The sequence below is a fragment of the Pseudomonas sp. MRSN 12121 genome (assembly GCF_000931465.1).
Taxonomy (GTDB): domain Bacteria; phylum Pseudomonadota; class Gammaproteobacteria; order Pseudomonadales; family Pseudomonadaceae; genus Aquipseudomonas.
The window spans coordinates 2,794,472-2,819,564 of record NZ_CP010892.1; the positions used below are offsets into that span (position 1 = coordinate 2,794,472).

General features: G+C 65.5%; 24 protein-coding genes and 1 riboswitch. Of the genes, 16 read left to right on the top strand and 8 right to left on the bottom strand.

Annotated elements, in window-relative coordinates; genetic code table 11:
* Positions 1–16 precede the first annotated feature (16 nt).
* The 4 genes from TO66_RS12865 to TO66_RS12880 all read left to right on the top strand — a co-directional run bounded on the left by TO66_RS12865 (position 17) and on the right by TO66_RS12880 (position 3,953).
* Entirely contained in the window at positions 17–670 is a 654-nt protein-coding gene (locus tag TO66_RS12865; RefSeq protein WP_052506115.1) for a class I SAM-dependent methyltransferase, read from the top strand.
* Positions 667–1,293, top strand: coding sequence for an adenylyl-sulfate kinase (gene cysC, locus TO66_RS12870; RefSeq protein ID WP_409077169.1), 627 nt, complete (start codon positions 667–669; stop codon positions 1,291–1,293). Before TO66_RS12865 ends, cysC begins: the two co-directional genes overlap by 4 nt.
* A 61-nt stretch (positions 1,294–1,354) precedes the next feature.
* Complete coding sequence (locus TO66_RS12875) at positions 1,355–2,482, top strand: MFS transporter (protein WP_256243761.1); 1,128 nt, start codon at positions 1,355–1,357, stop codon at positions 2,480–2,482.
* A 190-nt stretch (positions 2,483–2,672) separates the two neighbouring features.
* A complete protein-coding gene (locus tag TO66_RS12880; protein WP_044462673.1) occupies positions 2,673–3,953 on the top strand; it encodes a serine/threonine transporter in 1,281 nt (426 codons plus the stop codon).
* On the opposite strand, the gene TO66_RS12885 is transcribed toward TO66_RS12880, so the two are convergent.
* The 3 genes from TO66_RS12885 to acnB all read right to left on the bottom strand — a co-directional run bounded on the left by TO66_RS12885 (position 3,935) and on the right by acnB (position 8,659).
* Complete coding sequence (locus tag TO66_RS12885) at positions 3,935–4,594, bottom strand: acyl-homoserine-lactone synthase (protein WP_044462674.1); 660 nt, start codon at positions 4,592–4,594, stop codon at positions 3,935–3,937. The two genes, TO66_RS12880 and TO66_RS12885, sit on opposite strands and share 19 nt — an antisense overlap.
* 30 nt (positions 4,595–4,624) lie before the next feature.
* A complete protein-coding gene (locus tag TO66_RS12890; protein WP_044462675.1) occupies positions 4,625–5,350 on the bottom strand; it encodes an autoinducer binding domain-containing protein in 726 nt (241 codons plus the stop codon).
* Between the two features lie 699 nt (positions 5,351–6,049).
* Positions 6,050–8,659, bottom strand: a complete 2,610-nt coding sequence (gene acnB / locus TO66_RS12895; RefSeq protein WP_044462676.1) for a bifunctional aconitate hydratase 2/2-methylisocitrate dehydratase — start codon at positions 8,657–8,659, stop codon at positions 6,050–6,052.
* Between the two features lie 510 nt (positions 8,660–9,169).
* On the opposite strand from acnB, the gene TO66_RS12900 reads away from it, so the two are divergent.
* Positions 9,170–9,640: a DUF1289 domain-containing protein gene (locus TO66_RS12900; protein ID WP_044462677.1), complete on the top strand. Its 471-nt coding sequence runs from the start codon at positions 9,170–9,172 to the stop codon at positions 9,638–9,640.
* A gap of 87 nt (positions 9,641–9,727) precedes the next feature.
* Here the strand turns inward: TO66_RS12900 and TO66_RS12905 are convergent, their stop codons facing one another.
* On the bottom strand, positions 9,728–10,591 hold the full coding sequence (locus tag TO66_RS12905; RefSeq protein WP_044462678.1) for a universal stress protein: 864 nt from the start codon (positions 10,589–10,591) through the stop codon (positions 9,728–9,730).
* Positions 10,592–10,831: 240 nt separating this feature from the next.
* Here TO66_RS12905 and TO66_RS12910 point away from each other — a divergent pair, with 240 nt between their 5' ends.
* The 3 genes from TO66_RS12910 (at position 10,832) to TO66_RS12920 (ending at position 13,601) form a co-directional block, all read left to right on the top strand.
* Positions 10,832–11,437 (top strand): tRNA-(ms[2]io[6]A)-hydroxylase, encoded by a 606-nt coding sequence (locus TO66_RS12910; protein ID WP_044462679.1) that lies wholly within the window; start codon positions 10,832–10,834, stop codon positions 11,435–11,437.
* Between the two features lie 172 nt (positions 11,438–11,609).
* The gene (locus tag TO66_RS12915) at positions 11,610–12,317 is read left to right on the top strand and encodes a winged helix-turn-helix domain-containing protein (protein WP_044462680.1); all 708 of its coding nucleotides are present in this window, start codon (positions 11,610–11,612) and stop codon (positions 12,315–12,317) included.
* Entirely contained in the window at positions 12,318–13,601 is a 1,284-nt protein-coding gene (locus TO66_RS12920) for an ATP-binding protein (protein ID WP_044462681.1), read from the top strand.
* 114 nt (positions 13,602–13,715) lie between these two features.
* Here TO66_RS12920 and TO66_RS12925 read toward each other — a convergent pair whose 3' ends face one another.
* On the bottom strand, positions 13,716–14,513 hold the full coding sequence (locus TO66_RS12925; RefSeq protein WP_044462682.1) for a MipA/OmpV family protein: 798 nt from the start codon (positions 14,511–14,513) through the stop codon (positions 13,716–13,718).
* A 352-nt stretch (positions 14,514–14,865) separates the two neighbouring features.
* Complete coding sequence (locus TO66_RS12930; protein ID WP_044462683.1) at positions 14,866–15,354, bottom strand: GFA family protein; 489 nt, start codon at positions 15,352–15,354, stop codon at positions 14,866–14,868.
* Positions 15,355–15,471: 117 nt separating this feature from the next.
* Positions 15,472–15,641: riboswitch (yybP-ykoY riboswitch) on the top strand.
* Between the two features lie 5 nt (positions 15,642–15,646).
* Between TO66_RS12930 and mntP the strand changes: the two genes are divergently transcribed.
* Positions 15,647–16,219 (top strand): manganese efflux pump MntP, encoded by a 573-nt coding sequence (gene mntP, locus TO66_RS12935; RefSeq protein WP_044462684.1) that lies wholly within the window; start codon positions 15,647–15,649, stop codon positions 16,217–16,219.
* 56 nt (positions 16,220–16,275) lie between these two features.
* Positions 16,276–16,545, top strand: a complete 270-nt coding sequence (locus tag TO66_RS32575; protein WP_082061080.1) for a double zinc ribbon domain-containing protein — start codon at positions 16,276–16,278, stop codon at positions 16,543–16,545.
* Between the two features lie 7 nt (positions 16,546–16,552).
* On the opposite strand, the gene TO66_RS12940 is transcribed toward TO66_RS32575, so the two are convergent.
* Together TO66_RS12940 and TO66_RS12945 are read right to left on the bottom strand one after the other, a co-directional pair.
* Positions 16,553–17,119 carry a GNAT family N-acetyltransferase gene (locus TO66_RS12940; protein ID WP_044462685.1) on the bottom strand — a complete coding sequence of 189 codons (567 nt, stop codon included), beginning with the start codon at positions 17,117–17,119 and terminating at the stop codon, positions 16,553–16,555.
* Positions 17,120–17,252: 133 nt separating this feature from the next.
* The gene (locus TO66_RS12945; protein WP_044462686.1) at positions 17,253–18,149 is read right to left on the bottom strand and encodes a LysR family transcriptional regulator; all 897 of its coding nucleotides are present in this window, start codon (positions 18,147–18,149) and stop codon (positions 17,253–17,255) included.
* A gap of 161 nt (positions 18,150–18,310) precedes the next feature.
* Between TO66_RS12945 and TO66_RS12950 the strand changes: the two genes are divergently transcribed.
* From TO66_RS12950 to dctP, 6 genes are all read left to right on the top strand, one after another.
* Positions 18,311–19,150, top strand: a complete 840-nt coding sequence (locus tag TO66_RS12950) for a MaoC family dehydratase N-terminal domain-containing protein (RefSeq protein ID WP_044462687.1) — start codon at positions 18,311–18,313, stop codon at positions 19,148–19,150.
* Between the two features lie 21 nt (positions 19,151–19,171).
* The gene (locus TO66_RS12955) at positions 19,172–20,335 is read left to right on the top strand and encodes an acyl-CoA dehydrogenase family protein (RefSeq protein WP_044462688.1); all 1,164 of its coding nucleotides are present in this window, start codon (positions 19,172–19,174) and stop codon (positions 20,333–20,335) included.
* Positions 20,336–20,345: 10 nt separating this feature from the next.
* Positions 20,346–21,695, top strand: a complete 1,350-nt coding sequence (locus TO66_RS12960) for an MmgE/PrpD family protein (protein ID WP_044462689.1) — start codon at positions 20,346–20,348, stop codon at positions 21,693–21,695.
* Positions 21,696–21,715: 20 nt separating this feature from the next.
* Positions 21,716–22,921, top strand: coding sequence for a CaiB/BaiF CoA-transferase family protein (locus tag TO66_RS12965; RefSeq protein ID WP_044462690.1), 1,206 nt, complete (start codon positions 21,716–21,718; stop codon positions 22,919–22,921).
* Positions 22,922–23,028: 107 nt separating this feature from the next.
* Complete coding sequence (locus TO66_RS12970; protein ID WP_044462691.1) at positions 23,029–23,844, top strand: CoA ester lyase; 816 nt, start codon at positions 23,029–23,031, stop codon at positions 23,842–23,844.
* Positions 23,845–24,090: 246 nt separating this feature from the next.
* Positions 24,091–25,080 (top strand): C4-dicarboxylate TRAP substrate-binding protein DctP, encoded by a 990-nt coding sequence (dctP, locus tag TO66_RS12975; protein WP_044466015.1) that lies wholly within the window; start codon positions 24,091–24,093, stop codon positions 25,078–25,080.
* Positions 25,081–25,093: the final 13 nt, after the last annotated feature.

The following is a 25,093-nucleotide window of genomic DNA, read 5'->3' on the forward strand; positions in this document are numbered from 1 at the left end:
GCACAAGGAGCTCGCTGTGAATTGGCAAGAATGGCATGAGAACTACCGGGATTTTTCGCCACTGCAAGCGCGACTGGCGGAGGTCAGCCGGCAGGTCGCGGAGGCGATCGACGCCATGGCGTCACCTCGCGTGCAGATACTGAGCCTGTGCTCAGGCGATGGGCGCGACCTGTTGCAGGCCTTGTCGTCGGTGCAGGCGGGCAAAGCGGTGGACGCGACCTTGATCGAGTTCGATCAGGTGCTGGTTGACCAGGGGCGAAAAGCCTTCACTGCCCAGGGCTGGGGCGACAGCGTGCGGTTTCGCTGCGCGGACGCGACGCTGTTTTCCACCTACCAGGATTTGCCCAAGGCCGAGCTGGTGATGGTGTGCGGGGTATTCGGCAATGTACGCAACGAGCATGTGCAGCGGCTGATCGGGGCGTTGCCGGGGTTTTGCCTTCCCGGGGCCCGGGTCGTGTGGACCCGCAGCCTCAACGAGTTCGACGATGGGGAAGCGGCCGCAGACCATATAAGGCACTGTTTCGCGGGCGCCGGTTTTCGCGAGGCGTCGTTCGTGCGGACCCCGGAAGGTACGTTTGCCGTCGGCAGTTTCATTTACCAGGGGGAGCCAGCGGGCCTGCCGGCCACGGGGCAGATGTTCGAGTTTTCTGCGTTCTGGGATCGGCAATGATGGCGGATAGACAGATGCTCGCTCAGAACTTGACCTGGCACGGCAGCTCGGTGACGCCCGAAATGCGCTCGCTATTGTCGGCACAGCGCCCCTTGACCCTGTGGTTCACCGGATTGAGCGCCGCCGGCAAGAGCACGCTGGCCTTCAACCTGGAACGCTTGCTGGTCGCCAAGGGCATTCATTGCTGCGTCCTCGACGGCGACAACGTCCGTCATGGCCTGTGCCGCGACCTGGGCTTCGACAGCCAGGGCAGGACTGAAAATATACGGCGGGTGGCGGAAGTCGCGCGGCTGATGAATGACGCCGGGCTGGTCGTCATGGCGGCGTTCATTTCCCCCTATCGGCGGGATCGCGAGCTGGCCAGGAGCATTATCGGCGAGGAGCGTTTTCAGGAGGTGCATGTCAGCGCGCCGCTGCATGTCTGCGAAAGCCGGGACCCGAAGGGGCTCTACAGGAAGGCGCGCAGGGGCGAGCTCAGTGGCTTTACCGGGATCGACGACCCCTATGAAGTCCCGGACTGTCCGCACGTTTACCTGGACACCTCCCGTACGCCCTTGCCTGACTGCCTCGAACGGCTGTCCGGGTTGGTGACCGTTCGTGCGCACCGCGACGCGCAGGGATGAATGCGCTGGCGGCGGGCCCTGGCCGCGCGATGGGGCAGGCAGCTGATTGATTGCGTTCGTCTTGTTCTGGGCCCAGTTCCTGGTCGTCGGCAATCTCCTGATCATGCCGGTGTTATTGCTGGGCGTGCGTGATGGGCTTTCCCTGGACGCCGGGTCGATGGGGCTGCTGCTGGCGGCGTTTCCCTCGATGGCCTTGATCGGCAACCTGTTCGTCGGGCGGTTCATCGATAAGGTCGGCCGGCCCCTGAGCCTGCAACTGGGGCTCTGCATGAGTGCGGCCTGCTTTCTTCTGATGTCCTTTGCCGAGAACGGCAGCGTCGCCATTGTCGCGCGGGGCCTGACAGGCCTGTGCATGCCGCTGATAGGGGCGAGCCTGTATGCGGTGATCGCGGATGTGTATGCCGAGCAGGCGCGTCGGCGAGTCACCGCGCTGGTCAGCACTGGCGCTTCATTGGCGGGACTGGTGATTCTGCCGCTGGGAATAGGGTTTTCCACCGCCGCGAGATGGCATTACGTGTTTCTGGCGTTCGCCCTGGCCAGCCTTGGCCTGGGGGTGCTCAGCTACTTTTCCTACTATCGCCGCCATGCCCCCAGGCGAGCGCAGGCGGCCGGTGCCAGGCTAGGGGCCGCAAGGCTGTATCGGGAGGACGGGGTATTGCGCAGCTATGCCCTGTTGTACTGGTTGCAGGGCTTTGCCTATTTCGCCTTGATTTCATGGATGCCGTCCTATTTTCAACGGCTACTGGACGACGGCCAGTCGTCCGTGGCGCTGTTTTTCGGCGGCGCCGGGGCAGTGCTGGGGGCGTGGTGCCTGCCGGCGCTGGCGGGCCGGCGGGCGCCAACGTTCTACCTGGTGCTCGGTGTCAACGCCATCGCCATCCTGGGCCTTGCGGCGCCCGTCCCGGGCCTGTGGGCCGCCTGTGCCTGGTTCGTCTACAACGCCTGCCGCCAGTTGTTGTCCGCGCATATCCTCGCGGGGTCGAACGCGCATTGCGCCAATGCCGACCGCGGGACCTTGAACGCCACGTTGAACGTGGGATACCAGGCGGTGGGAGCCGTGGCCGCGTTCGTCGTCGCGCAACTGCCTTTCGTGGCCGGTTCCCTGTCGATCATTTGCCTCATGGCGACGCTGATGTTGTTGCCGGGCTTTTACTTTTATAAACGCCTCGGCCGTTCGCACGCGTTGTGAAGCATGACGGCCCGCCCCGCGGAATCCGCGGCCGGCATCTGATATGCAGCGCCGCTCCTCAGCTAAGTCTTTGCTTCTGGTGAGTAATCCCGGACAATCGCGCCCCTGTTTCGGCGAGGGCTCTGTCTGTCGGGTATTCCGACGCGTCCTGGCCGAGTGGCAAATGACCGGAATGTGGAGATCCCACCGGATGAATGATCAGGCCAACAGCGTTGATCAACGCTTTGAAGCGGCAGCCCCAGCGACCTTGAGCAGCTGGAATCGCCATGACACTACCTGGATGCTTGGGCTGTTCGGCACCGCCATCGGTGCCGGGACGCTGTTCCTGCCGATCAACGCTGGCCTGGGCGGCTTCTGGCCGCTGCTGGTGCTGGCGCTGCTGGCCTTCCCGATGACCTTCTTCGCCCACCGTGGCCTGACCCGCTTCGTGCTCTCCGGACGCGACGGCGCGGACATCACCGACGTGGTGGAAGAGCATTTCGGGATCAAGGCCGGCGCCCTGATCACCTTGCTCTACTTCTTCGCCATCTTCCCGATCCTGCTGATCTACAGCGTGGCCCTGACCAACACCGTGGGCAGCTTCATGGAGCACCAGCTGCACATCATGCCGCCGCCGCGCGCCGTGCTGTCGCTGGTGCTGATCCTCGGCCTGCTGACCGTGATCCGGTACGGCGAGCAGGTGATCGTCAAGGCCATGAGCCTGATGGTCTACCCATTCATCGTCGCCTTGCTGTTCCTCGCGCTGTTCCTGGTGCCCCACTGGAACGGCGGCATCCTCAGCACCGCCGGCGACGTGCCGGCGCCTTCGGCCTTCCTGCACACCCTGTGGCTGGCGATCCCGGTCATGGTGTTCTCGTTCAACCATTCGCCGATCATCTCGGCCTTTGCCGTGGACCAGAAGCGCCGCTATGGCCAGCACGCCGAACAGCGCAGCTCGCAGATCCTGTGCCGCGCCCACCTGCTGATGGTGGTGATGGTGCTGTTCTTCGTCTTCAGCTGCGTGCTGACCCTGTCGCCGGCGCAACTGGCCGAAGCCAAGGCGCAGAACCTGTCGATCCTGTCGTACCTGGCCAACCATTTCAGCAACCCGACCATCGCGTTCGCCGCGCCGCTGATTGCCTTCGTGGCCATCGCCAAGTCGTTCCTGGGCCACTACATCGGCGCCAGCGAAGGCCTCAAGGGGCTGATCGTGAAGAGCGGCCGCCGTCCGAGTGCCAAGGCCCTGGACCGCATGACCGCAGCCTTCATGCTGGTGGTGTGCTGGATCGTCGCCACGCTCAACCCTAGCATCCTGGGCATGATCGAGACCATGGGCGGCCCGGTCATCGCCGCCATCCTGTTCCTGATGCCGATGTATGCCATCCGCAAGGTGCCGGCCATGGCCCGCTATCGCGGCCAGGCCTCCAACGTGTTCGTCACCCTGGTCGGCCTGGTGGCCATCAGCGCGCTGGTCTACTCGCTGAGCATCTGACCCATCGCCAGCCCGTCGCCCCTGGACGACGGGCTGCTCCCCAGGATTGCCCGCTCGGGCAACGCCACGGCCGCCGACTGCGCATGGAGCGCGGCGCGGCCGTTTTTCTGAAAGGCGGCAAAATCCAGGGCCAGCAACCAGTCGCGCTCGACCCGCTGCGGCTGGCCCAGCCGGCTCAGGGCCACGCCGTGGCGCAGGAAATAACGCTCCAGTGCTGGCGTAGTCACCGCCACCACCGAATTCGCGCCCAGGCTCCAGGCCGTGTGCAGGGTGTGCCAGAACACCCGCATCGGCAGCGTGCCGCCTTCCAGGGCGGAGGCGGCGAAGCGCGAGATCTCCCAGGTGTCGTCCTGGCGCGGCAGGGGCCGGTCGCAGAGAAAGCCGAATACTTCGGACAGCAGGTAGGGTTCGGTGGTGGGTAGCAGCCGCGCGCAGCCGTGGATCCGTTGTGCGTCGTCCAGCGCCAGGGTGTAGCGAGTGCCAGGGTGGTCGAACTGGTCGCTCTCGTAGCCGGGGCGGCCGCCGCCGACGGGCAGTTGCCAGCCCAACTGCTCGACGAAGACCGCATGCCGATAGCGGCCGAGGTCGTCGCGCAACGCCGGCGAAAGCTGGCGCTCATGCCGGGAAATCAGGTGGATCATGGGGCGATATCCTTATCGTCTCGGGTGGCGTCAGATCAGCCTCAGCACGGCGGCATAGGCCGCGGCCAGGGTCTTGTTGGTGGCGCCGAATTTCTTCTGGATGACCTTGAGGTGGAAGTTCACGGTATTCACCGAAATGCCCAGGATCAGGGCGATCTCCCCGGAACTCTTGCCGTCGGCCGTCCATTGCAGGATTTCCCGCTCCCGCGGGCTGAGCTCCAGGGGCTCGACCTGGCTGCTGGGATGCCCGAGCTCGCCGAGCCGCTGGATCACCAGCTCGATGATGCAGCGCAGGCGCAGGCGGATCTCCTCCCGTTCCACGAGGCTGATCGCGCCGCTTTCCCGGGCCACCGACAGCAGGCTCAGGCCGCCGTCGGGGGTGCGGATGGGCAGCGTGGCACCGACCCGCAGCCCCCATTCCCGGGCCTCGCCCCAGAGCAGAGAGCCCTTGCCGAACAGGGTGTCGTTCCAGATCACCATTTCGGCGGAGCGCAGGCCATTGAGAATCGCCGGGTCGATCGCGGCGTAGTTCTGTTGCTGGTAGCGCTCCATCCAGGGTTGCGGATAAGAGCTGTAGATTTCGGTCTTGGGACGGGTAAAGGGGATCGAATGCCGGACGCCATAAGCGTAGAAATCGAATCCCAGTTGCCGGACTTCCCGTTCCAGCAGCGCAAATACCTGTGCGCTTTCCTGTTGCGTGAGCATCTTCATGCGCAGGTCGTTCCACCAGTGCATGAAATCCTGTTGCTTCTCCATGGCGCATGCCTTGATTCCTTGCACGGCAGGGAATCTAGCCCAGGGCAATGCGCTGTCAATATCCCACAGTCTCATGGGAAACCCCGCCAGCGCTCTGGCCCGGCGTTCTTCGCCAGGCTCGCCGGGCCAGGCGCCGACAAATGGGCGGGTTGCGGCCCGGGATGGCCGGCACGGCCGGATGCGGCCTGCGGCAATGTGTCACGGCCGGGGCTGGGCTGCGCCAGGTGGGGCCTGGGGCGATAACCGGGAGGACGTCCCCCGGCGAAGCCGATGGTGTTCAGGTGCATGACTCTTCCTTGAGTATTCGGGTGGTCGCCGGCCACAGGGACGGCAGCGCGCCGAGGGCAGGGTGGCCCCTGTGTGGCGGCAACAGGGCAAAGGGCTGCTCGACAACCAGGATCTGGCGGGCGGGCGCGGGGTGTTTTCTAGATTGTCTGGGTGTTTGCAGCGATGAACCCGGGCTGGCAAGTGCCGTCCCAAGGCTGTGGAGCAGGCAGCGTCAAAGGCTCGAACGAGCATCCGGCGCTGTTGGCAGTCAGGTGTTTTTTAGCAGGGGCAGGGTGGGTCGACAACTACCAGATCTGGTAGGAGGAAAAACTGGCGCTGGCCGCCGGCATCGACTAGCGGCATGGATGCGGGCATAAAAAAAACGCCGCGTATCGTCGTGGGATACGCGGCGTCCTTCATTGCCTTGCAGCCTTAGGCTTGCACCACCGGAATCTTCGCGTTGGCGGCAGCCTCACGGAACTCGGCGATCTGGTCGAAGCTCAGGTAGCGGTACACGTCCGCTGCCATGCTGTCGATCTTGCCGGCGTATTCCATGTACTCCTCGACGGTCGGCAGGCGACCCAGGATGGACGCTACGGACGCCAGCTCGGCCGAGGCCAGGTAGACGTTCGCGCCGTCGCCCAGACGGTTCGGGAAGTTACGGGTCGAGGTCGATACCACGGTGGAGTTCGGTTCGACGCGTGCCTGGTTACCCATGCACAGCGAGCAGCCCGGCATTTCCATGCGCGCGCCAGCCTTGCCGTAGATGCCGTAGTAGCCTTCCTCGGTCAGCTGGTGAGCGTCCATCTTGGTTGGCGGCGACAGCCACAGGCGGGTTGGCAGCTGGCCCTTGACCTGGTCCAGCAGCTTGCCGGCAGCGCGGAAGTGCCCGATGTTGGTCATGCAGGAACCGATGAACACCTCGTTGATCTTCTCGCCAGCGACGCTGGAGAGCAGGCGGGCGTCGTCCGGGTCGTTCGGCGCGCAGAGCACAGGCTCCTTGACGTCGGCCAGGTCGATCTCGATGACTTCGGCGTACTCGGCGTCCTTGTCGGCTTCCAGCAGCTCGGGGTTGGCCAGCCAGGCTTCCATGGCTTGCGCGCGACGTTCCAGGGTACGGGCATCGCCGTAGCCTTCGCCGATCATCCAGCGCAGCAGGGTGATGTTCGATTGCAGGTATTCGGCGATCGACTCTTTGGACAGCTTGATGGTGCAACCGGCAGCCGAACGTTCGGCCGAGGCGTCGGACAGTTCGAAGGCTTGCTCGACGGTCAGGGTTTCCAGACCTTCGATCTCCAGGATGCGGCCGGAGAAGGCGTTCTTCTTGCCTTTCTTCTCGACGGTCAGCAGGCCTTTCTGGATCGCGTAGTAAGGGATGGCGTGGACCAGGTCACGCAGGGTGACGCCAGGCTGCAGCTTGCCCTTGAAGCGGACCAGGATCGATTCCGGCATGTCCAGCGGCATGACGCCGGTGGCGGCGGCGAAGGCCACCAGGCCGGAACCGGCCGGGAACGAGATACCGATCGGGAAACGGGTGTGGGAGTCGCCACCGGTGCCGACGGTGTCCGGCAGCAGCATGCGGTTCAGCCAGCTGTGGATGATGCCGTCGCCCGGACGCAGGGACACGCCGCCACGGGTCATGATGAAGTCGGGCAGGGTGTGGTGGGTGGTGACGTCGATCGGCTTCGGATAGGCCGCGGTGTGGCAGAAGGACTGCATCACCAGGTCGGCGGAGAAGCCCAGGCATGCCAGGTCTTTCAGCTCGTCGCGGGTCATCGGGCCAGTGGTGTCCTGGGAGCCGACGGTGGTCATCTTCGGTTCGCAGTAGGTGCCAGGGCGCACGCCTTTGCCTTGCGGCAGGCCGCAGGCCTTGCCGACCATCTTCTGTGCCAGGGTGTAGCCCTTGCCGGTGTCGACAGGCGCTTCAGGCAGCTTGAACAGGTCGGTTGGGCCCAGGCCCAGCTCGGCACGGGCTTTCTCGGTCAGGCCACGGCCGACGATCAGCGGGATACGGCCGCCAGCGCGGACTTCGTCGAGCAGCACCGGGGTCTTCAGTTCGAAGGTGGTGATGACCTCGTCGCTGCCGTGCTTGCAGACCTTGCCAGCGTGCGGGTAGACGTCGATCACATCGCCCATGTTCAGGTTCGAGACATCGAACTCGATCGGCAGGGCGCCGGCGTCTTCCATGGTGTTGTAGAAGATCGGGGCGATCTTCGAGCCGAAGCAGAAGCCGCCGGCGCGCTTGTTCGGCACGTACGGGATGTCGTCGCCGAAGAACCACAGCACCGAGTTGGTCGCGGATTTACGCGAGGAACCGGTACCGACCACGTCACCGACGTAGGCCACCGGGAAACCCTTGGCCTTGACTTCTTCGATCTGCTTGAGCGGGCCGATGGCGCCTTGCTGCTCGGGCACGATGCCGTCGCGGGCCATTTTCAGCATGGCCAGGGCGTGCAGCGGGATGTCGGGGCGCGACCAGGCGTCCGGGGCAGGGGACAGGTCGTCGGTGTTGGTTTCGCCAGGGACCTTGAACACGGTCAGGCTGTACTTGTCGGCGATGGCGGGCTTGTTGGTGAACCACTCGCCGGCGGCCCAGGATTCCAGCACGGCCTTGGCGTGGACATTGCCCGCCTTGGCTTTTTCCGCAACGTCGTGGAAGGCATCGAACATCAGCAGGGTGTGCTTGAGCTGTTCGGCGGCGACGGCGGCCAGCTCGGTGTTGTCCAGCAGCTCGACCAGGGTGGCGATGTTGTAGCCGCCCTGCATGGTGCCCAGCAGCTCGACGGCGCGTTTCTTGTCGATCAGCGGCGAAGTGGCGTCGCCCTTGGCGACGGCGGACAGGAAGCCGGCCTTGACGTAGGCGGCTTCGTCGACTCCTGGCGGAACGCGGTTGGTGATCAGGTCAACGAGGAAGGCTTCTTCGCCAGCGGGGGGATTCTTCAGCAGCTCGACCAGGCCTGCAGTTTGTTCGGCGTTTAGCGGCTGGGGAACGATACCCAGGGCTGCACGCTCTTCGATATGTTTGCGGTAGGCTTCAAGCACAGTATTACCCTCATCAGTGGTCCCAAATGGGTGTCCGGGACGCTCATCCCGAAATTGCCGTACTCATGCACCGCGTGACGTTATGCGTCGCTTGGCCAGAATTACCGACAATTCCTTACAGAAGCTGCTTTCAAAGTTTTACGCCTGCAGAACGGGAGCTGATGAGGGTTGGCGCTGGGCTTTCCCCGCTGGAAAGACCCATCGCCAACACCGCTCTGAAGGAACGACTGTGCTCGTGACGCTTTGAAAACAGCTTCTAACGGACATTGGCGCCTAAAAAGGCTGGCTGATTCTACGGCAAAAAAAATTTAAAGGTAAGACAGGCTCTATTGGACTTTGGTGGCGGGCCGTGTGGCTGGAACAACGTGCCCGAGGCAGGGCGCGGGCACCCGTCGCGGTCGCCGGCAAAGCCCGGCGCAGCCTGAGCCCCTGAAGTTTGAGGGGTGATGAATGCCGGACAAAGGGCTAACATGCGGGCCTGTTTCGCTTTTGTCGTGTACTGCCCAACTTATGCCCAATCAGACGATCAAGACCCCTTGCGTGGGCCTCTGCTCCACGGTCTACGGAGACCTGGTATGCCGTGGCTGCAAGCGTTTCCATCACGAAGTGATCCACTGGAACGGCTACAACGAGGAACAGAAGCAGGCGGTATGGCTGCGCCTCGAACAGCTGCTGGTGCAGGTGATGGCGGCCAAGCTGGAAGTCTTCGATCCCCAGCGGCTGCGCGGGCAGCTGGAGCAGCGCAAGATCCGCTTCGTGCCGCACCAGTCGGAGTATTGCTGGGCCTATCAACTGATCGCCCGCGGCGCGCGGGTGATCAACCAGCTGGAAGCCTACGGGATGGTGTTGCTGCCGGAGTTTCGCGATTGGGAGCTGCCGGAGCTGCGCGATGCCATCGATCGGGAGTTTTTCCTCCTGTCGGAAGCCCACTACCAGCGTTATATCGCCCCGGGGTTTCTCAAGGACGCCTTGGGCGGCTGAGCCTTAAAAGCATCGCGGGCAAGCCTCGCTCCTTGTAGGAGCGAGGCTTGCCCGCGATGGCGTCCTGTTTATCGACCCATCACTCGATCAATGCTTGGCCGCCACCTCTTCCAGGTGGTCCATGATCTCCTGCGGCTTGAGCACCAGCACATCGCTTTCCAGGGCGTCGAGCACCACTTCCGCGGTATTGCCGATCAGCGCGCCGGAAATCCCGGTGCGCGCCACGGTGCCGATGATGGTCAGCGCCGCTGCCAGCTCATGGGCGGTGTGCGGGATCAGCACGTCCGCCGGGCCTTCTTCGATATGCAGGTGGGCGTCGTCGATATCGAACTCGGCCTGGAACGCCTTGCACTGCTCGCGGTAGCGCGCCTCGATGGTTTCCTTGAGCTGGAGCACCGGGTCGGCCGCCGACAGCATCGGCGACGGATGGGCGCTGATCACATGCAACTGCGCCTTGGCCAGGCTGGCGATATCGAAACCGTGGTCGACGATGGTGGCATGTAGGGTGCGGTGCTCGCCGTCGCTGTTGCCGACGTCGACGGCCGCCAGGATCACGCCGCCGGTCCAGGGCCTGGCGGTTTTCACCAGCAGCACGGGGCTGGGGCAGTAGCGCAGCAGTTTCCAGTCGGCGGGGGTGAGCAGGGCCTTCTTCAGCGGGTTGTCGGCGAAGTGTTGCTTGATCACCAGGCCGCAGCCTTCGGCCTGCTGCACGTCGATGACGGTGTTGTACAGGCTGTCGTTCCAGGCCTGCTCGGTGGTCACGTTGTAGCCTTCGCTGATCAGGCTGTTCTTGAGCACGCTGAGCAGGGCCGAGTGTTCATGTTTCTTGTCGCACACCAACAGGTGCAGATGGGCCTGGGTGACCCCGGCGATCAGCTTGGCGCGCTTGAGCGCGAGGCTTTCGGAATGCTCGGGCTCGATGACCACCAGGATGCTGCGGATGGCTTGCATGGTCGGGATCTCCAGAGGGTGATGAAGGCTGTGTTGCACAACTATAGTTGCTGGCCGTCGGCGCGGATGTTGATGCACATCAAGCGCCGCGGCTGGTGGTCTGCGGCACGGCCGGTATAATCGGCGCCCTTCGCCGTGAACCCTTTATCCCGTGAGCCCCATGTCCTCTATCCCTGAAGTCGCCGCCGTGCTGCCTGGCGCGCGTTATGCCGCCAAGACCCTGTCGAAGGATGCCCGACCATGAATCTGCCGGAAATCCACGAGTTCCTTGGCTGCCGGACACCGGATGAATGGGTCCGGGCAGCCCTGGCGGACCAGGAAACCCTGCTGATCGACCACAAGAACTGCGAGTTCAAGGCGGCCAGCACGGCCCTGAGCCTGATCGCCAAGTACCACTCCCATGTCGACCTGATCAACATGATGTCGCGCCTGGCCCGGGAAGAGCTGGTGCACCACGAGCAGGTGATGCGCCTGATGAAGCGGCGCAAGATCGAGTTGCGCCAGCTGTCGGCCGGGCGCTACGCCTCGGGCTTGCGCAAGGTGGTGCGCAGCCACGAGCCGGTGAAGCTGGTGGACACCCTGGTGGTCGGCGCCTTTATCGAGGCCCGCAGCTGCGAACGTTTCGAGGCGCTGGTGCCGCACCTGGACGAAGAGCTGGGCAAGTTCTATTTCGGCTTGCTGAAAAGCGAGGCCCGGCATTTCCAGGGCTACCTGAAGCTGGCCTACCAGTACGGTGACGCCAGGGACATCGCCCAGGTGATCGAGAAAGTGCGCGCCGCCGAGCGCGAGCTGATCGAGTCGCCGGACGTGGAGTTCCGCTTCCACAGTGGCGTGCCTACCCGGTAGAACGGGCCCGATGGGTATAAAACTACGGGCAAATTGTAAAAAACTCTTAAAAGCATGAAACATCGCGAAAAGCCGGCCGTGCGAGCCGGTTTTTGCCTGGCGCCGTGCTCAGATTTATCCGATGCCGCCTATAATGCGCGCACTCAAATTGTGCGTTCTCAGACTGGTATTTATGGATAACCCGGGTCTTGGCAAAGTATTGCTGGTGGAAGACGACGAAAAGCTCGCGGGGCTGATCGCGCACTTCCTGTCGCAACATGGTTTTGAGGTCCTGGCGGTGCATCGTGGCGATGTGGCGCTGGCGGCCTTTCTCGAATTCAAGCCGAAAATCGTCGTGCTCGACCTGATGCTGCCGGGCCAGAGCGGGCTGCACGTGTGCCGGGAAATCCGCAGCGTGTCGGATACGCCCATCGTCATCCTCACCGCCAAGGAGGAAGACCTGGACCATATCCTGGGCCTGGAATCCGGCGCCGACGATTATGTGATCAAGCCGATCAAGCCGCCGGTGCTGCTGGCGCGCCTGCGGGCGCTGCAACGGCGCCAGATGCCGGAGCCGGTGGTGCGGGGCGCGCTGGAGTTCGGCACCCTGGCCATCGACCGCAGTTGCCGGGAGGTGCGCCTGGCCGGCGAACTGATCGAGCTGACCACCATGGAGTTCGAGCTGCTGTGGCTGCTGGCCAGTGCGGCGGGCAAGATCCTCTCGCGCGACGATATTCTCAACCGCATGCGCGGCATCGCCTTCGACGGCCTCAACCGCAGCGTCGACGTGTACATCAGCAAGCTGCGCGGCAAGCTCCACGACAACCCTCGCGAGCCGGTGTGCATCAAGACCATCTGGGGCAAGGGCTACCTGTTCAATCCGTTCGCGTGGGAGCTGTAGATGCTGCGCCTGTTCCTGGGCCTGTACATTGTCCTGGCCATCGGTTTCGCCGGGGCGATCACCGCGGTCGATCACATTTTCACCGCCGTCCTCGAGGACCCGCTGGAAGCCTATCACCGCGATGCGGTGCGGGGGCCGGCCTACAGCCTGGTGGAACAGCTGCGGCCACTGGACAGCGCCGAACGCGAGCGGCAACTGCAGGCCCTGCAACCGCACTACGGCCTGCAATTGCGCCTGCTGGACAGGAACACCCTGACCTTGAACGAACGGGAGCAGGCCTTGCTGGCCTCCGACCAACTGGTGGTGCGGGAGAAGTTGACCCAGTTCATCGCCCGCATCGACCAGGGGCCGCAACTGTTGAGCATCAAGCTGCCGGAAGAGCCGTCGCTGACCCGGTTCTACACCATTGCCGCTTATGTCGCGCTGGGGACGATAGTGGGCATCTTCCTGCTGTTCTGGGTGCGTCCGCACTGGCGCGACCTGGAACAGTTGCGGCTGGCGGCCGAGCGTTTCGGCGACAACGACTTGAGCGCACGCCTGCACCTGTCGCGGCGCTCGAACATCCGCGAGCTGGCCGGGCACTTCAACCGCATGGCCAGCCGCATCGAAGGCCTGATTGCCAACCAGCGCGAACTGACCAACGCGGTCTCTCACGAATTGCGCACGCCCATCGCGCGGCTGTCGTTCGAGCTCGACCAGCTCAAGCAGTCGGACCCCAAACAGCGCCGCGAGCTGATCGCCGACATGTACGCCGACCTCGGCGAGCTGGAGGAGATGGTCTCCGAACTGCTGACCTACGCCAGCCTGGAACACGGCGCCACGGTGATCAACCGCGAGCACATCCAGGCCCGCCACTGGCTTGACAGTGTGGTCGGCAGTGTCGCCCTGGAGGCGGAAGCGGCGGGGGTGCAGATCGCTATCAGGGCCTGTGAGGTCGAGTACATCAGTATCGAGCCGCGGTTCATGGCGCGGGCGTTGATCAACCTGCTGCGCAACGCCATTCGTTATGCGGGGCGGCAGGTCGAGGTGTCGCTGAGGCAGACCGGGCAGGGCTACGAAGTCCAGGTCAACGACGACGGCCCCGGTGTGCCGGTGGAAGGGCGGAAGAAGATCTTCGAGCCGTTCTCGCGCCTCGACGCCAGCCGCGATCGCCGCACCGGCGGCTTCGGCCTGGGCCTGGCGCTGGTCCGGCGGGTCTCGCAATCCCACGGCGGGCAGGTCGAAGTGACGGACTCGCAATGGGGCGGGGCGTCGTTTCGCATGACCTGGGCGCGTCCCGAGTAACCGGGAGTTTTGCGGCGTGGCTATCGCGGGCAAGCCGGATCGCCGCCCGCTCGCTCCTACAAGGTACGTAGGAGCGAGGCTTGCCCGCGATGACGGCAGAGCGGTCGCTACCTTTTAGAAGCTGTACTCGACACTGGCCGCCAGCGAGGTCTGCAGGCGCTTGTCGACGATCGGGCTGTCGCCGGCTTCCTTGCTCAGGTAATCCACCGCCAGCACCGTGGAGACGCTGGTATTGGCATTGATCGGCAGGGTCCAGGTGAGGTCGCCGCCCTGGCTGAGCATGCCGCCCTTGGCGTGGTAGGCGCCGAAGCGGCTGTTGGCCGCCTGGTGGCGGCTGACGCCGTACCAGGTCTGCATGTAGTCGCCATCGCCGAAGCGGCTGTTGAGACTGCCGTCGAGGCTGCCGTAGGCGCCCTTGTAGAGCGTGGTGGCGATGTTCAATTGCAGGTGGTTGTAGGCCGAGCCGGTGTCCGGGTCGTCGTTCTTCTTGAAGGCATGCTCCACCGTCGCGCCGATCACCACCGAGCCCAGGGTGTAGCTGAGGTTGGCGCCGACCTGCGCCCGCGACTTGATCGAGCCCATGCCGTTGAGCCGGTCGGAGCCCTTGTAGCCGGTCTTGCGATCCTTGCGGCTGGCGCTCGGGCCGACCCAGGTGCTGAACGCCAGGTCGCCCCATTCGCCTTGCCAGCCCAGGCCCTGGGCGGTGTCGAAGAACAAGCCGTAGGGGCTGTCGATGCTGGCGCCGAGCAGCGGCGTCACGCTGCGTTCGTCGCTGCCGCTGTAGCGCGGCTGGCTCGCGGCGCCCAGTTGCAGGCTGTATTTCCAGTCTTCGGCGTGGGCGGTGCCGGCGGCCAGCAGGCACAGCGAGCTCAGGGACAGGCACCAGGTTCGAGGTGTGATCAGAGGCTTCATCAAGGTCAGTAACTCAACAGGTTGGAGGAGGGTCGACCATTTCTCGAATAGGAACTGCCCAGGCCGTCGCGAGGCCGGCTGGCGGCCTTGGGTGCGGGCGGGCTCGGAGGTTCAGGCGTGAGCGTCTCGCCCCTGGGCTGGGGCGTCGCTGCAACAGGTGGGGCAACAACCGTGGGCGGTGCCGTGCCCTGGCAGCTGAGGCTGCCGAGCAGTAACACCAGGAAAAGACCGCATAACCTGCCTGACATGACGCACCCGTGGAGAAATGGATGCGCTCATGCTAGGGACGCGGTGGCGGGCAATCTTTGCCAGCTTTGTCGGAAAACTGTCAAAGACTGTGAAAGGCCTTCACCTACCGTTGCAGATCCAGGCGCTGGTGCCACTGGGCGATGGATTCTTGCGGGTAGTGCTCGAACTGCAGGTCATGAGGATGCCAGTCGATCTCGACCCAGGGCGCCCGCGAGTCGAGCATCAGGTGCGTGTGTTCCGGGGGCACCGGCAACGGCGTGTCGATGGCCGAGGCGAAGGGGTGGATCAGTTCCGGCCATTGCGGGCTGAACAGCCACAGGCCGGAGCCGCAGAGGCTGCAGAAGTGCCGTTCGGCGCTGCTGCGGCGCGCCCGTTGCGCGCCGGGGGCCTTGATCCGCGCGTGGTAGATCGAAATATGCTGGCGCCCGCGGACTTTCAGGCTGGCGGCGTCGCCACCGAGGTTGATCGCATAGCCGCCACCGCCCTGGGTCTTGCGGCAGATCGAGCAGTAGCAGCGCTGGTAAGGGTAGGGGTGGGCGCTGGCCAGGCTGAAGTGGACGGCGTCGCAATGGCAGGAACCTTCGAGTTGCATGATCACCTCCGGCTACGGGTGGACGATGCCCTCAGCCTAGTCCCGGGCCGGCAGGCTGCCCAGCCGTGCGGGGACGGGCGGCCTTGATGAAATTTTCACGCACGCTGCCTTAGGCTGCCCGCTCTCTTTGGGGAGTAGCCTGTTGCCGGTTCGTCCGGCAGCGCCCGTATCAACATTCTCGGCACCCTGCCGTGGTACGGGCACCTTCTGGTTGGCGAGACCATCGACATCCCTGCGCTGAAGTCGGGCGCGCGGGCATGTCGTGGACTCAAGCCCGACCGGAAGATCCCACATGAACCCAGCCTCGATCGTGTTCCTTGCCTTCGCCATGTCCACCGATGCCTTTGCGGCCGCGGTCGGCAAGGGCTCCAGCCTGCATAAACCGCGTTTGTCCGAAGCCTTGCGCATCGGCCTGATCTTCGGCGTGATCGAAGCCATCACCCCGGTGGTCGGCTGGCTCATCGGCCAGGCGGCCGCGCAATGGGTGGCCAACTGGGACCACTGGATCGCCTTCGGCCTGCTGCTGGCGCTCGGCCTGCACATGATTCACAACGGCTTGAGCCTGGAGCAGGAAGCTCGACAGGAAGCACCGCGCCAGCCGGGATTCTGGCTGCTCGCGGCCACGGGCTTTGCCACCAGCATCGATGCCCTGGCGGTGGGCGTGGGGCTGGCCTTCGTCAACGTCAATATCTGGGTCGCGGCCACGGCGATCGGCCTGGCGACCATGACCATGGTCACTCTGGGCGTAATGCTCGGGCGCGCCATCGGCACGGTCATGGGGCAGCGCGCGGAAATCCTGGGAGGCGTGGTGCTGATCATCGTCGGCTCGACCATCCTCTACGAGCACCTGTCGGCCGTGGCTTGACCTTGTAGTTACTTCAGGTTTTTTACTGTCGGCTCTCTCACGCTGGAGTCATCGATATGAGTTTTTTCGAGCGTTTGCTGGGCGGTCATCACGGTCGCGGCCATGGTGGCTATCAAAACGGGCATCACGGCGGGCACTCGGGGAACGGCCATGGCCGGCGGCCTGCCGGCCCGTCATGCCCGGACTGTGGGGCGAACAATGCGGCCGGGGCGCGGTTCTGCCAGCAGTGCGGCACCTCGTTGCACCCTGCCGCCTGCGGCCAATGCGGCAGCCCGCTGGCCGCCGCTGCGCGCTTCTGCGGGCAATGCGGCGGCGCGGCGCGCTGAGGACGCTCTACAGTGCGATGGCGTAGCGCACCTGGGTCGCGTCGTCCGGATCGATGGCGCGGCTGAAGCCGAGTGTCGTGGCCAGTTGGCGCATGCGGTGGTTGGCCGGGCAGTCCAGGGAGTACATCTGCCGCAGGCCCTGGTCCTTCGCCCGGGCGATCAGGTGGTGCATGAGCACCGCGTCCAGCCCCTTGTGCTGCCAGTCGTCGGCCACGGTGACGGCGAATTCGCAGGTGTCGGGGGCGGTGTCGATCGCGGCGTAGCGGCTGATGCCGATTTCCCGCAGCGTGCCGTTGTCGTGCACCAGCGCCACGTAGGCCACGCGCCGGCGGCCGTCGACATCCATCAGTTGCGCGAGCAGGGCGTCGCCGACCTCTTTCACTTCGCCGAGAAACCGGTGGTGCCGGGTGAGTGGCGAAAGGTTCTCGATAAAGGCTTTTTCCCGGTCGCGGTCTTCGGCGCGCAACGGGCGGATCAGCACCGGGCTGCCGTCGTTGAGGGTGTCGATCCAGTGTTCGCCTTGCTGCGGGGTGAAGGCGGCCGGGGCGGGCGAGTGAATGGCGGTACTGGTCATGGGCGAGGCTCCTTGGTGCGGCAAATGATGACCTGAACATCTACACCGCCCAGGCGCGGAGCCTTTGATTCAGGTCAACGGCCAGCCGCGCCGGAGCCGGTTTGCCGCCGGAAGGTCGCCTGGCCCGGGGCGCTCAGGCCTGCTCCGGTGCGGGCATCAGGGTGCCGATCAGCGCCCGCACGCTGCCGGGCAGGGCCTCGAGTTCGCGCACGATGATGCTGCGTTCGCGCACGGCCCAGGCCTCGTCGAGTTTCACCGTCACCAGTTGCATGGTGCGGCTGTGCCGGATGGCCGCCGACTCGGGAATGATGCCGATGCCCACGCCGGCCTCGACCATGCGGCAGATCGCCTCGAAGCTCGACACCTGGATCCGCAGCGACAGCTGCTTGCCGGTGCGTTCCACGTGTTCGCGCAGAAAGCTCAGCAAGGTGCTGCCTTCGTGCAGGCCGATGTGCTGGTAGGCCAGGGTCTGTTCCAGGGTCACCGCCGGTTGCCTGGCCAGGGGGTGGTCCACCGGTAGGATCAGCACCAGGTGGTCGGTGCTGAAGTGCAGCACTTGCAGGCCGCTGGCTTCCACCGGGCCGGCGATGATGCCCATGTCGGCGGTGCCGTCGAGCACGCCCCGCACGATGTCGCGGGACAGGCGCTCCTGCAGGTCCACCGTGACCCCGGGGCGCTTCGACAGGAAGCCGGCGAGGATCTCCGGGAGGAACTCGGTCACCGCCGTGGTGTTGGCGAAGATCCGCATGTGCCCGGTGGAATCGCCGCCGTACTGGGTGAATTCGCTTTTCAGGTAGTCCACCTGGCGCATGATCAGCCGCGCATGCTGCAACAGGCGTTCGCCCGCCGGGGTGACCTCGACGCCGCGGCTGTCGCGGTACAACAGGCGGGTTTCGAGCTGGCCTTCCAGGGCCTTGATCCGCGCGCTGGCCGCCGCTGGCGAGAGGAAGGCGCGCCGGGCGCCCTGGGTCAGGCTCGGCGATTCGGCGATATGGATGAACAGGCGCAGGTCGGCCAGATCGAAATGCATGGGCGGGCTCCTGGGGCTGGCGAAAGGACCGCCGGGAAGCGGGCGGGCGCAAAGGGCGTTCAGCATAACCGAACGCCGGTTTATTGAAATGCAAATTCTCGGAACGCGCCGTCGCTTGCATGATCGGCTCCATCACCACTGCACGACAGGACTCCGACCCGATGAGCGTGACCGATCCCGGCGCCTGGACAGGCCGCCGCCAGCAAACCCATGACCAGCTCAGCCGTAACCTGCTCAAGCGTATCGCCGCGACCTTCGGCGAACCCGCGCCGGCCCATGGCGAGGCGCTACCGCCGCTGTGGCAATGGTGTTTCTTCCAGGAGCCGCTGGCCGCCAGCGCCTTGGGCGAAGACGGCCATCCGGCGCGGGGCGGCTTCCTGCCGCCGGCGGCCAACCGCAACCGCATGTGGGCCGGTGGCCGGGTGGAGTTCTTCGAGCCCCTGCGCGCCGGTTTCGATGCGGACTGCGTGTCGACCATCGCCCGGGTCGAGGAAAAGACCGGGCGCAGCGGCGCGCTGCTGTTCGTCACGGTGCGCCATGAGTATTCCCAGGACGGTCGCCTGGCGATCGGCGAGGAACAGGACATCGTCTACCGCGAGCCGACCCCGCCCAAGCCGGGCAGTGGCGAGGCGTTGCCCCGCGGGGAATGGCGCGAGGTCGTCGAGCCCGACGCGACCCTGCTGTTCCGCTACAGCGCGGTGACCTTCAACGGCCATCGCATCCATTACGACTTTCCCTACGTCACCGCGACCGAAGGTTATGCGGGGCTGGTGGTGCACGGTCCGCTGATCGCCACCCTCGGCTTGCGCGCCTTCTGCCGCGCCCACCCGCAGGCGCGGCTGCGGCGTTTCGCCTATCGCGGCGTGCGGCCCTTGATCGCGCCGCAGCCGTTCGAGGTCGGCGGGCGCATCGTCGGGCCCGGCGTGGCCGAGCTGTGGGCCGGTAACGACGCCGGCCTGGCCCAGCAGGCCGAGGTGCTGTTCGATCCCATTGCCCAATAATCACAGGCGGAGAGCCGTTCGATGAACCCCAACAGCAACGAAGAACTGAATGCCATCCGCGAAGGCGTGCGTGCCTTGTGTGCCGAGTTCGACGCCGCCTACTGGCGCCGGATCGACGAAGAAAAAGGCTTTCCGCAAGCCTTCGTCAAGGCCCTGACCGACGCCGGCTGGCTGGCGGCGATGATCCCGGCCGAATACGGCGGCTCGGGCCTGGGCCTGGCCGAAGCCTCGGTGATCCTTGAGGAAGTGAACCGCTGCGGCGGCAACTCCGGCACCGTACATGGGCAGATGTACAACATGTTCACCCTGCTGCGGCACGGCAGCGAGGCGCAGAAGCGCTTCTACCTGCCGAAGCTGGCCAGCGGCGAACTGCGCCTGCAATCGATGGGCGTCACCGAACCCACCACCGGCACCGACACCACGCGGATCAAGACCACCGCGGTGCGCCAGGGCGACCAGTACGTGATCAACGGCCAGAAGGTGTGGATCTCGCGCATCCAGCATTCCGACCTGATGATCCTGCTGGCGCGCACCACGCCGCTGGCCGAGGTCAAGAAGAAGTCCGAAGGCATGTCGATCTTCCTCGTCGACTTGCGCGAGGCCATCGGCAACGGCCTGACCGTGCAGCCGATCGCCAACATGGTCAACCACGAGACCAACGAGCTGTTCTTCGACAACCTGCGGATCCCCGCCGACAGCCTGATCGGCGAGGAGGGCAAGGGCTTCAGGTACATCCTCGACGGCCTCAACGCCGAGCGCACGCTGATTGCCGCCGAGTGCATCGGCGACGGCCGCTGGTTCGTCGACAAGGCCAGCCAGTACGCCCGCGACCGGGTGGTGTTCGGCCGGCCCATCGGGCAGAACCAGGGCGTGCAGTTCCCCATCGCCGAAGCCCATGTCGAGATCGAGGCCGCCGACCTGATGCGCTGGCGCGCCTGCGCCGAATACGACAGCGGCCTCAACGCCGGCGCCAGCGCCAACATGGCCAAGTACCTGGCGGCCAAGGCCTCGTGGGAGGCGGCCAACGCCTGCCTGCAGACCCACGGCGGTTTCGGTTTCGCCTGCGAGTACGACGTCGAGCGCAAGTTCCGCGAGACCCGCCTGTACCAGGTGGCGCCGATCTCCACCAACCTGATCCTGTCCTATGTCGCCGAGCACCTGCTCGAACTGCCGCGCAGTTTCTGAGGAAGCGAGCATGAGCCATACCCAAGCCCTGGCCGGGTTCCTTGCCGGCCTGAGTTACCCGCAGTTGCCCGACCCCGTGCTCGCGCGCACCGAAGAGCTGTTCCTCGACTGGCTCGGCTCGGCCCTGGCCAGCCAGGGCGCGCATCCGATTCCGTTGTTCGAGCGTTACGCCCGGCAGATGGGCCCGGCCGATGGCCCGACGCGGATCCTGGTCAATGGATGTGGCACTTCGGCGTATTTCGCCGCGCTGGTGAACGCTGCGTCTTCGCACCTGGTGGAGCAGGACGACTTGCACAACGGCTCGGTGCTGCACCCGGCCACCGTGGTGTTTCCCGCCGCGCTGGCCGCCGCCCAGGACCTTGGCAAATCCGGCCGCGAGCTGCTGCTGGCGGCGGTCGCCGGCTATGAGGCGGGCATCCGCATCGGCGAGTTCATGGGGCGTTCCCATTACCGGATCTTCCATACCACGGCCACCGTCGGCACCCTCGCCGCGGCCGTGGCGCTGGGCAAGCTGATGGACTTCGACCAGGAGCAGTTCATCCACCTGCTGGGCAGCGCCGGGACCCAGGCCGCCGGGCTCTGGGAGTTCCTGCGCGACGCCGCCGACTCCAAGCAGCTGCACACCGCCAAGGCCGCGGCCGACGGTTTGCTCGCGGCCTACCTGACCCGCGACGGGCTGAGCGGCGCGCGCAATATCCTCGAGGGCGAGCAGGGCATGGCCGCGGGCATGTCGTGGGATGCCGAGCCGGGCAGGCTGTCCGACCGGCTCGGCGCGCGCTGGGCCTTGCTGGAAACCTCGTTCAAGTTCCACGCCTCTTGCCGCCATACCCATCCGGCCGCCGATGCCTTGCTGGCGCTGATGCAGCGCGAAGGCCTGGGCCATGAAGGAATCGCCCGGGTGGAAACCCATGTGCACCAGGCGGCCATCGATGTGCTGGGGCGGGTCAACGTGCCGCAGACCGTGCACCAGGCCAAGTTCTCCATGGGCACCGTGCTGGGCCTGATCGCGGTGCACGGCCAGGCCGGCTTGCCGGAATTCCATGAGCGGGCCTTGCACGATCCGGCGGTGGCGGCGTTTCGCGACAAGGTGTCGATGCACCTCGACCCCGACGTGGAGCGCGCCTATCCGCAGCGCTGGCTGGGCCGGGTGCGGGTGGTCACCGAGGATGGCCGCACGCTGCACGGCGCCATCGACGAGCCCAAGGGCGATCCGGGCAACGGCCTGTCGCGGGCGGAGCTGGCGGACAAGTTCCAGCGCCTGCTGCGGTTCTCCGGCGCGCGCACCCCGGAGCAGGGTGCGGCCCTGATAAGCCGGGTGTGGAACCTGCGCGACAGCGCGCACTTGAACGAACTGTTTTGAGCCAGCCCCGAGGACGCCTTATGACAACCACCCCCGCACAACCCCGGCCGCTGGACGGCATCACCGTGGTCAGCCTGGAGCACGCCATCGCCGCGCCGTTCTGCACCCGGCAGTTGGCCGACCTCGGCGCCCGGGTGATCAAGGTCGAACGCCCCGGCAGCGGCGATTTCGCCCGTGGCTACGACGAGCGCGTGCGCGGCCTGGCCTCGCATTTCGTGTGGACCAACCGTTCCAAGGAAAGCCTGACCCTGGACCTCAAGCAGGACGCCGCCGGCGACATCCTGCAGCGCCTGCTGGGCGAAGCCGACGTGCTGGTGCAGAACCTCGCGCCGGGCGCGGCGGCGCGCCTGGGCCTGTCGTTCGAGGCGCTGCACGCACGTTTTCCGCGGCTGATCGTCTGCGACATTTCCGGCTACGGCGAGGGCGGCCCTTATGAAACGAAAAAGGCCTACGACCTGCTGATCCAGAGCGAAGGCGGCTTCTTGTCGGTCACCGGCGGCCCGGGTGACGACCAGCTGGCCAAGGCCGGTTGCTCGATCGCCGACATCGCCGCCGGCATGTACGCCTATAGCGGCATCCTCTCGGCGCTGTTGCTGCGTGGCCGCACCGGGCAGGGCAGCCGCATCGACGTGAGCATGCTGGAAAGCCTGGTGGAGTGGATGGGCTACCCGATGTACTACGCCTTCGACGGCGCGCCGCCACCGCCCCGGGCCGGCGCGGCGCACTCGACTATCTATCCCTACGGGCCGTTCCCGGCGGGCGATGGCGGCACGGTGATGCTCGGCCTGCAGAACGAACGCGAGTGGGCGGCGTTTTGCGACAAGGTGCTGCTGATGCCGGAGCTGGCCGGCGACGAACGCTTCGCGGCCAATTTCAAGCGTTCGGCCAATCGCGACGCGCTGCGGCAGATCATCGTCGACAGCTTCGCCCAGCTGACGGTGGAGGAGGTGATCGCCCGGCTGGAGCAGGCGCAGATCGCCAGCGCCCGGGTCAACGACATGCAGGGCGTGTGGCAACACCCGCAGCTCAAGGCCCGCGATCGCTGGCGTGAGGTGGACAGCCCGGCCGGCAAGCTGCCGTCGCTGCTGCCGCCGGCGCACAACGCCGCGTTCGCGCCACGCATGGACGGCGTACCGGGGCTGGGGCAGCACAGCGGCGCGATCCTCGCCGAGCTGGGGTTGTCCGCCGAAGCCATCGAACAGCTGCAGGCCCAGGGCGTGATCTGAGATCCGCTGGCTTGCACGGCCTCTGTAGGAGCCAAGCTTGCTGGCGATGAGGCCCTGGGGGAGTTGCACCGACCTTGCGGGTTTCCATCATTTACAAGGAATTCACCATGTCCAACCCTATTGTTCGTTCCGCCCTGTTCGTGCCGGGCAGTCGCCCCGAGCGTTTCGGCAAGGCCCTGGCCAGCGGCGCCGATGCGGTGATCGTCGATTTCGAGGACGCCGTGGAAGAGCCGCTCAAGCGCCAGGCCCGGGACAACCTCGGGCAGTTCCTCGACAGCCAGCCCCAGGTGCGCCTGTGGGTACGGGTCAATGCCCCGGAACATGTCGAGCATGCCGCCGACCTGGGGTTCTGCAAACGCTACGCCGGGGTGGTCGGCATTCTGCTGCCCAAGGTCGAAAGCGCGGCGCAAGTGGCGACCGTGGCGGCCACCGGCAAGCGGATCTGGCCGATCATCGAAAGCGCCCGCGGGCTGCTGGCCCTGGCGCAAATCGCCCGGGCTCCGGCGGTGCAACGCCTGTCCTTCGGCGGCCTGGACCTGGCGCTGGACCTGAACCTCAGCAGCGGTTCGCCCGCAGCGCAATTCGCCCTGGACCAGGCGCGGCTGGCGCTGATCCTGCATTCGCGCGCCGCCGGCCTGGTGCCGCCGCTGGATGGCGTGCACCCGGCCATCGACGACCCCGAGGGGCTGCGCCGCTGCATCCGCCATGCCTACGAAATGGGCTTCGGCGGCGCCTTGTGCATCCACCCCAGGCAGGTGGCGGTGATCCACCAGGCCCTGGCCCCGAGCGCCGAGGACCTGGCCTGGGCGCAGCGAGTAGTGGCGGCCGGCAGCCACGGCGCCGGCGCCTATCAGATCGACGGGCAAATGGTCGATGCGCCAGTGTTGCTGCGAGCGCAGCGCTTGCTGGCGCTGGCTTCCTAGGGAGCCCTGGGCCGCTTCCGCTTCTGTAGGAGCGCAGCTTGCGCGCGATGAACGATGACGCGGTGTATCAGGCATTCCGTGGTGTGCTCTTCGCGGGCAATCGAGCGTCGACCGGCCGCTCCTACAAAAAACGGTACTGCGGTGGCGTTCGATGGAGGTGAACGCGGGTATCAAAAATTCGAAATTCTCAATACGCGTGTGCTTAGGCACTCTGCGATCAAGCACAACAATAAGAAGGTGATGTCCATGTTCAAGCTCTCCCGGGCGTTGTTCTGCGCCGCCGCATTGCTGGCCGCCGGTATCGCGCAGGCCGCCGATCCCATCGTTATCAAGTTCGCCCATGTGGTGGCGGAAAACACCCCCAAGGGCCAGGGCGCCCTGCTGTTCAAGAAGCTCGCCGAGGAACGCCTGCCGGGCCGGGTCAAGGTCGAGGTGTACCCCAACTCCTCGCTGTTCGGCGACGGCAAGGAAATGGAGGCGCTGCTCCTGGGCGACGTGCAGTTGCTCGCGCCGTCCCTGGCCAAGTTCGAGCAGTACACCAAGAAAATCCAGATCTACGACCTGCCGTTCCTGTTCGACAACCTGGCCGCCGTCGACCGCTTCCAGCAGGCCCAGGGTAAGCAGCTGCTGACCGCGATGCAGGACAAGGGCATCCTCGGCCTGGCCTATTGGCACAACGGCCTCAAGCAGCTGTCGGCCAACAAGAAGCTGGTCGAGCCCAAGGACGCCCGTGGCCTGAAGTTCCGCGTGCAGGCTTCCAGCGTGCTCGAGGAGCAGTTCAAGGCGGTACGCGCCAACCCGCGCAAGATGAGCTTCGCCGAGGTCTACCAGGGCCTGCAGACCGGGGTGGTCAACGGCACCGAGAACACTTGGTCGAACTATGAGAGCCAGAAGGTCCACGAGGTGCAGAAGTACTTCACCGAGACCGACCACGGCCTGATCGACTACATGGTGATCACCAACGCCACGTTCTGGAACGGCCTGCCGCCGGACGTGCGCGGCGAGCTGGAAAAGATCATGGCCGAGGTCTCGGTGGAGGTGAACAAACAGGCCGAAGCCCTGAACCAGACCTCCCGGCAGAAGATCATCGACGCCAGGACCAGCGAGATCGTGACCCTGACCCCCGAGCAGCGCAACGAATGGCGCGAAGCCATGCGCCCGGTGTGGAAGAAGTTCGAAGGCGATATCGGCGCCGACCTGATCCAGGCCGCCGAGGCCGCCAACCAGGCGCAGTAACGCCCTGCATCCC